Source organism: Bacillus sp. JJ722 (assembly GCF_036963345.1).
In the GTDB taxonomy this organism is placed as follows: domain Bacteria; phylum Bacillota; class Bacilli; order Bacillales; family DSM-1321; genus Bacillus_AD.
The window spans coordinates 1-7270 of the sequence record NZ_JBALMO010000046.1 but is presented as its reverse complement, the minus strand read 5'-3'; the positions used below and the strand labels follow the sequence as shown (position 1 = coordinate 7270).

The 7270-nt window shown below is 33.6% G+C and carries 7 protein-coding genes and 1 pseudogene; 2 read left to right on the top strand and 6 right to left on the bottom strand.

Going from position 1 to position 7270, the window contains the following annotated elements; all coding sequences use genetic code 11:
• The 4 genes from V7014_RS07775 to V7014_RS07760 all read right to left on the bottom strand — a co-directional run.
• A partial coding sequence (locus V7014_RS07775) for a hypothetical protein (protein WP_335505865.1) occupies positions 1–1044 on the bottom strand: 1044 nt, incomplete at its 3' end.
• Between the two features lie 231 nt (positions 1045–1275).
• Entirely contained in the window at positions 1276–2079 is an 804-nt protein-coding gene (locus tag V7014_RS07770; protein ID WP_335505863.1) for a DUF1444 domain-containing protein, read from the bottom strand.
• Between the two features lie 163 nt (positions 2080–2242).
• A complete protein-coding gene (locus tag V7014_RS07765; protein ID WP_335505861.1) occupies positions 2243–2554 on the bottom strand; it encodes a thioredoxin family protein in 312 nt (103 codons plus the stop codon).
• A 426-nt stretch (positions 2555–2980) separates the two neighbouring features.
• Positions 2981–4264 (bottom strand): purine/pyrimidine permease, encoded by a 1284-nt coding sequence (locus tag V7014_RS07760; protein ID WP_335505859.1) that lies wholly within the window; start codon positions 4262–4264, stop codon positions 2981–2983.
• A gap of 174 nt (positions 4265–4438) precedes the next feature.
• On the opposite strand from V7014_RS07760, the gene plsY reads away from it, so the two are divergent.
• The gene (gene plsY / locus V7014_RS07755) at positions 4439–5026 is read left to right on the top strand and encodes a glycerol-3-phosphate 1-O-acyltransferase PlsY (protein ID WP_335505857.1); all 588 of its coding nucleotides are present in this window, start codon (positions 4439–4441) and stop codon (positions 5024–5026) included.
• Between the two features lie 55 nt (positions 5027–5081).
• Here the strand turns inward: plsY and V7014_RS27215 are convergent, their stop codons facing one another.
• Positions 5082–5726 carry a methyl-accepting chemotaxis protein gene (locus V7014_RS27215; RefSeq protein ID WP_438824891.1) on the bottom strand — a complete coding sequence of 215 codons (645 nt, stop codon included), beginning with the start codon at positions 5724–5726 and terminating at the stop codon, positions 5082–5084.
• 120 nt (positions 5727–5846) lie between these two features.
• Positions 5847–6380: pseudogene (locus tag V7014_RS27210) on the bottom strand (protoglobin domain-containing protein); the annotation flags it as partial.
• A gap of 492 nt (positions 6381–6872) precedes the next feature.
• On the opposite strand from V7014_RS27210, the gene V7014_RS07745 reads away from it, so the two are divergent.
• Positions 6873–7160, top strand: coding sequence for a HesB/YadR/YfhF family protein (locus tag V7014_RS07745; protein WP_335505853.1), 288 nt, complete (start codon positions 6873–6875; stop codon positions 7158–7160).
• Positions 7161–7270 lie beyond the last annotated feature (110 nt).

The window sequence follows — 7270 nt, the reverse complement described above, 5'->3', positions numbered from 1 at the left end:
AATAGGTTCTTGTTCAATAACTGCAGATGCCATTGTCTCCTTAGCTATATATAAATCAGGCACAGACTGTTTCGACTCTTCACTTAGTAAAGTGTCTTCGCTAGCAGACTCAATTTCTACCTGCTTGCTCTTAAACACGTCGTTATTCTCTAATTCCTTTTCTGACCACTCTTTATTCTCTTCACTAAGCGATTTTACTTCATGAATAATTGCCTTAGGTTTCTCTTCTTTCATTTGAACATCTTCTATGTCCATGTCTGCTTCTTCGTTTTGTATCATTTCAAATTCGACTTGCTCAACTTCTTGTAGTTCATCGTTGGCTTGTTGCAAACCAGTACTATTCATTTCTTGTGTATATTGTTTTACTTCTTTATTTCGATCATCATCCATTGACGGTTTCTTTACTTCAACTACATTCGAATCAGCAATTGCATTTTCCTGAACACTTTGATCTTGTTTTCCCACTTCTTTACGATATAAAGCAGGAGTATGTAAATCATGGTTTGTCAATTCAAATTCAAACGCATCACTTTGTTCCTTCTTTGGTTTTTGTTGAAATCCATATACTGGAGATGGTATTTCATCTGGTACATATGGTCTTTTTCTTGGCTCCTCTTCCTTCACAATAGGAGATTTCTGTACTATATTCTTATTTGTTCGTAATGACTCAACTTCAGGAGTTCTTTCGCGTACACTTTGCATCTGTGTAGATGGGGTTGTTTGCTTGCGAACTTTCGGTTTCTTTCGTTCTCTTTCACCAGGCAAATAATCAGGTATAACAGGAAAACGAAATGTTCCCTTTGGATACTGATAGCTCACTTTTGCATCCACATCTTGAAAGCTCGTTTCTGTTTCTTGTGGTTTATATTCTACAAACTTCTTAGGTTCTTGTTTATCTCTTCTCTTTTGAAAGAAATTACTTTCTTGTTCAGTTGTTATTTTTACGCCTCTATTTTCAAGCTCTCGCAAGTCAAGATGCTCATCATCCTTCAATACGATTTCTTCAATTTCATAGACTTCTTCGGCTTTTAACCATTTTGTCATTTTTTTAAGCCATTTCAAAACAATCACTCTTTCTAAAGCTATTATTCATTCTTTATTTTAACAGTAAATTAATAAATATCGAGCGAAAAGTAAAGGATTCATATCATATAATATGAAAAAACTATTCTAGTACTGTTTTCGACAAAGTAAACACAAACTTTATACTTATATTTTCCATAACAAAAACTGCCTTAAATACGTTGTGATTCCCAACACTTTAAGGCAGTTTCTTTATTGGTTTGGCTTATTTTTTCCTAATATAAAAATTGGTTCTAATTCCCCATCATTATAAAGAAACGATAAAGCTGTAATTGGCACATGACCACTTGTGAAAAAGCTCATACTTAATTGCGCAAGTATATCATAACCAGTGTTATTGCGGATATCAGCAATTATACATACATCTCCATGTGGAACAGCGACAGCCATTTCACCTGTAATCATTGTACGCATCTTTTCTAGCCATTGAATATTTAAAATTTTACTCGCGTCGTATCCATCTTTCGTACTGACAAAATAAAAAATATTATCAGCTACCATTTCACTTTTTGTATTCGTAGACAGCTTAGCTATATTTCCAAACGCGACTTGTTTCACCATTTCAGGTTTCCAACCATTCTTCTCAATGAAAGCATAATCAAGCAAACGATACGTTGTACCTAAATCAAGAGCATAATAAATGCGTGTTTCGGCAGTATGCTCTCCTGTCACAAATGTTTCGCCGTCTTGATTAGACGTTGGAAATGACGTGCTACGAATGACAGGATAAATATTAGCTTCCTGTTGATCCAAGCTATGATTATTCCCCATCACTTGTAATGCTTCATTCACATAATAAACCGTCTCCTCAATCACAGCTTCTTTTGAAATTTCCGCTTTTGCTACTAGTGGTGACATTGAAATCGTAATACCTTTATTCGTTATCTTATTTTCAATCCTTAATGTCTCTTCTTTCGAATTATAAGAAAAAGAACGATTGTCATCCTCTAATCTTTGAACTAATATATCTTTTAACTTCTTGCTAGTCATTTTCATATAGATTTCTCCTTGCAAAGAAAGGAATGCTTCAATCATATAGCATTCCTTAACATTTTTATCCCATTTCAACTGATGCTAAGTTTCTCAACCTTAAGCATGTTTATGTATGAGAATGCTTCGCAAAACAAAACTTGTCATCAGTATTAATGAGAGAATAGCATTATAGAGCTTGTAGGAAGTTTACAATTTCTTCTTTTGTTTTTTGTTCTTTACTTACAAAGCGTCCAAGCTCTGTACCGAAACTATACACGATAAAACTAGGAATACCAAACACATCATTTTCAATACAAACATCAATGAACTGATCACGATCAACGTACACAAAAGTATAATCAGAAAAATCTGCTTCAATTTCAGGCATAAACGGTTCTATGAATCGGCAATCTGGACACCAATCAGCTGAGAATAAAAACACCACTCGATTATTTTCTTTTAAATCTTGATACTGTTGTTCACTTTCTAATTTTATCATTTAATCGTTACCTCCAAAAAAATCTCTATCAATATATGTGTTATGATAGCAAAACTCCATACTCTAAACCAGCAATTTAATTCTTGAATTTCTTTGAACTAAATAAAGTGAAGCTTTAATCGGTGGGGGGCAGGTAAATAGTATGGTTGGAGAATTTTAAATAAGATTGACATAAGTAGATGAATAAATTGGAAAGAGGTTGTTCAATAAGTCCTATTTACTACATTTGTTTGATTGATGGGAAAGTAATTCTTTAATTTTCAAGAAGATACATGGGTTTCATCTAGACCGAAGCCGCCAAATATAGGTATTCTAACATAACAGCCGAGTTTATCTATTTCACATAAACTACTTCGGAGGGCTAATAAAGCGTAAAAGGGCGTTCTAAAAGTGATTGAAAATCACTTTTAGAACAGCCTCTTTTAACTAATGAGCTTTTTTAAAAAGATACTTTAACAATTGCTCACCACAAATACATACAATCGTTCCTAGAATTAGGCCATTAGATAATATAGATGTAATAACGGGATGAACACCTTCAAAAGCTTCTGTTGGTAAGAACATAACTCCTGTACCACTTAATAAAGCCACTCCGATTACCGTTCTAATACGATCACTACTATTTTGCAGCTCACTTAACGCAACGCTTAACATACCGGCGAATATTACGAAGCTTACGGAATATCCTACTGCTGGTGGCATTGCTGCGAAAATACTCATAATCGGTGGAAAGAAGCTAATTAGAATAACGAGTATACTCGCAACGATAAAAGGTAGCTTAGTTGAAATACCCGTAGCCTGAATAAAGCCTCCTGCCCCTGATAACGGAACAGGTCCCATCGTGCTGAATGCTCCCCCTAAAATTTGTGTAAAGCCACTAACCATCCCTGACCGGTTAAGACTATAGTTATCAACTTTCACGTTCATCTTCTTTAATATGCTTTCTGTAATACGAATACTAGCAATCATATTAGCAATCAGTAAGAATGTTACAAAAATTGCTGTAATAATCATACCTGAATTAAAAATTGGCTTCCCAAACGTAAACATTTCCGGAATAGAGAAAAGGTCTACGTCTTGTACATTTGGCTTTGGAGCTAAACGGAAAATGGCAAATAGCAACCAGCCAACTAATAAAGACAAGAGAATCGCATATTGCTTTATAAACATTTTCTTATGCCTAGTTAGCCAAAATGTAGTACCCACAAGCAACACACTTAAAATAGCTGTTGGGCCATGGATGACTCCTCTTTCTCCACTAATGCCTAACATACCTTTAATAAATGATTCACTTAATTGCAAAACAAGTAGCAATAAATACACTCCAGTTACAGTTGACGTGAATAGATTACTAAGTTTTCGAATAAATCCAAAACAACTTAAAAGCACAAAAAATAGACCGCTAATAAGCAATGCACCTTGGAGTGCTTGTAACGTTTCGGTATGTGAAGCAAATAAAGTTGTTGATAAGCCTGCATATAATGCAAAAACACCCCACCATAAACCAGCTGGTCCCTCATTAATCGGTAACTTATGACCAATTAAGATTTGAAGTAATCCAGCAATACCAAGTACAAAAACAGCACGTTGAATAAATTCTGCTGTTTCTATTGGATTAAGGTCAAATAAGCCCGCTACAGCAATTGGCGCAATAATGGAGCTAGAAAAAATAAATGCTAGCCATTGAATCGATGATAATAATTGTTTCATATGTATTCCCCTAAATGTATTAGAACAATGAATGTCCTTAATATGTAATATAACACTTATGTTATTGTTTCAAATGGGATTTCATACTAATTTCCGTATCTTACTTAGCATTTTGTTGCTATCATGGTAAAATATAAGAGTTAGATTGTTAATTTAGAGAGGACTTTTAAAAAAATGATGATTTTTCTTGTAATTATTCTTGCTTATTTATTAGGTAGTATCCCTTCTGGATTATGGGTCGGTAAATTATTCTATGGTAAAGATATACGCGAACACGGTAGCGGAAACTTAGGTGCTACGAACACGTTTAGAATATTAGGAGTAAAAGCTGGCTTTGCTGTAACACTCCTTGATATCTTAAAAGGTACACTCGCTACATTGCTTCCACAATTACTTGATGTAAGTACACAAATCCATCCTCTTTTAGCAGGTACAATTGCAGTAGTAGGCCATATGTTTCCAATCTTCGCTGGATTTAGAGGTGGTAAAGCTGTAGCTACTTCTGCTGGAATTCTTTTAGGGTACGCTCCGCTTATTTTCCTTGGGATGGTACTGGTATTCTTTATTACGTTATACATTTCGAAATATGTATCACTTACAAGTATGATTACAGCAATCGCTGCATTAACTACGTCAATCTTTGTTAAAGATATCCCATTGATTATCGTACTTGGCGTATTAACTATTTTTATTTGCTATCGTCATCGTTCTAATATTAAACGAATTATTGATGGTACAGAACCTAAAGTAAAATGGCTTTAATTCTAGCTTATTTACATAGATAAAAAACACACACGGCTTCGTGTGTGTTTTTTCATTATAAAGTAGAAGCTGTTTCATTTAATGTTTCTGCTGACACAGCCACTTTGGTAGTAGATTCTACAATTTCATCTAGAATTCTTACGAAGCTCGATATTTGTTCCTCTACTATTCCCGTGCCTTCAAGACTCTCATCCATAGAGTCAATTATATTATCAAAAGAAGATTGAGTAATACTTGAAGACTCCTCTCCACTTTGTACAACTTCTTGAACGTTTTCTATCGATTTAACAGCTTCTTTCATAAATTTGCTTGAAGTATTAACGATGGTATAAATTTCGGTGATCGATTTCTTTGTTTGATCTGCCAATTTTCTGACCTCATCAGCTACGACCGCAAAACCACGTCCATGCTCACCTGCTCTGGCCGCCTCAATCGCAGAGTTTAAAGATAATAAATTCGTTTGATCAGCTATTTCTTGAACTAATCCAACAAATTCAGTGATTTGTTTAAATGAATCATTTAACGCCTGTATATTCTTCTCAACATCCGACGTATGTACACTTATAGTGTGAATATTTTTCGTTAATTCTTTTAAACGTTCTTGACCATCTTTTGCTAGTTCACGAGTTCGTTGTGATTGTTTATTATTCGAGTTGACTGTCGTATTAAATTCTCTACTACTTGAAGAAATCTGTTGCATTGATTGATTTGTATTTGAACTTAATCTCGCCAATTCTTCTGAAATAATAAGAATCTTACTCTTAACTTCTTCTTTTACCTTTTGATATTGTGATTCACGAGCCCTTGTATTTTCATTGTCATATGCTTCTAGAACGAGTTGCTGCTCGAAATTTATAATCTTGCATATAGAAGAAATCAGTGCTTGTCGATCAGCTATATGCTCAACATTCTCATAAACTAATGAAATGATTGAATTTTGCACATTTTGGAAAGCACAAAAATACCACTTAGGTTGCAAACCAATCATATAATGAACTTTTGCAACACGGAACCGTTTTTCCATGAAAGCATTATCCATTACACCATTAAACATTTCTTGTAAATGGTGCTTTAATGTTGCTCGCAACTTTTCAATTGTACTATGTTTTTCAATTAGCATTCGCAATTCTGATACTTCATAAATCGTTTTGTAAAAGCTGTCTACTAAAAAATCTATGTTTTCTATAATTACAGGCTGAAATACTGAAATTAACTTCATGTCATCTTCCGTAAAAGAAATTGACTTTAATTGCAGATTGATTTCATCCGAATGAATATCTTTTCTAACTTGAGCATGCACTGCTTTTTCTAGGTAAATAGTCTTTATTTCCTTTGACTTACTAAAAAAACCCATAATAGCTGATCCTCCTATATTCATATATCTAGTAATAACTAATACGAAGTAGATCTTTTGCCTCTATATCAATACAAATAAAGAGTTTATGTAAACGTATTTTATTATATGGTAGGTAACATTCATAATCAAACTAACAAACGTGCAAATCAGTGACCATATTAATTTTGGCCTTATATAAGTATCATGTCAAGGTAGATTCACGAAAAAATAGTTATTTTTTCGCACAACTTTAGACACATATATGTTATATTCCACTAAATTATTCATAAAGGTGTTCCAGATGTACTAATCTATGGAACATCTTTTAATTTCTCAATTATCCATACAATACATATCTCTATCTTTTTCTCTCCATTTTACTTTATAATTATAAAGTGAAGCTTCCATCGTGAAGTATTTTTCTTCCCACATAAAGATATAACCTTTCTTATAATGTGGGAATATAATAACAAATCATTTATTATCAACTTATGAAAAGAGGTATTTCTTTTGAATATTCATATATCTGACGAAGCTGCTCAATGGTATGAAAGAGAATTAGATTTAAGTAAAGGTGACAACGTACGTTTTTTTGCTAGATATGGTGGTGTCAGCACGGTTCAATCAGGTTTTTCTCTCGGTATTCAAATTGAAGAGCCAATGACGATTGGTTCATCTATAGAAAAGAATAATATTCAATATTACATAGAAGAACGTGATTTATGGTACTTCGATGGACGTGATTTATATGTGAATTATAATGCTAAGCAGGATGAACCTGAATATAGTGTTGAATAAATAAGAGGCGTCTCAAAAGTGATTAAAATCACTTTTGAGACGCCTCTTACGCTTTTTAGCTCTTCCTTATAGGTTACGATAAATTTGATATGCTTGCTGAATATATTGAA

Bases quoted from the DNA above. Each gene is read 5' to 3' on its own strand.
- plsY (WP_335505857.1), top strand. From the start codon at position 4,439: ATGATGATTTTTCTTGTAATTATTCTTGCTTATTTATTAGGTAGTATC.
- V7014_RS07765 (WP_335505861.1), bottom strand. From the start codon at position 2,554: ATGATAAAATTAGAAAGTGAACAACAGTATCAAGATTTAAAAGAAAAT.
- V7014_RS07770 (WP_335505863.1), bottom strand. From the start codon at position 2,079: ATGAAAATGACTAGCAAGAAGTTAAAAGATATATTAGTTCAAAGATTA.
- V7014_RS07760 (WP_335505859.1), bottom strand. From the start codon at position 4,264: ATGAAACAATTATTATCATCGATTCAATGGCTAGCATTTATTTTTTCT.
- V7014_RS27215 (WP_438824891.1), bottom strand. From the start codon at position 5,726: ATGCAACAGATTTCTTCAAGTAGTAGAGAATTTAATACGACAGTCAAC.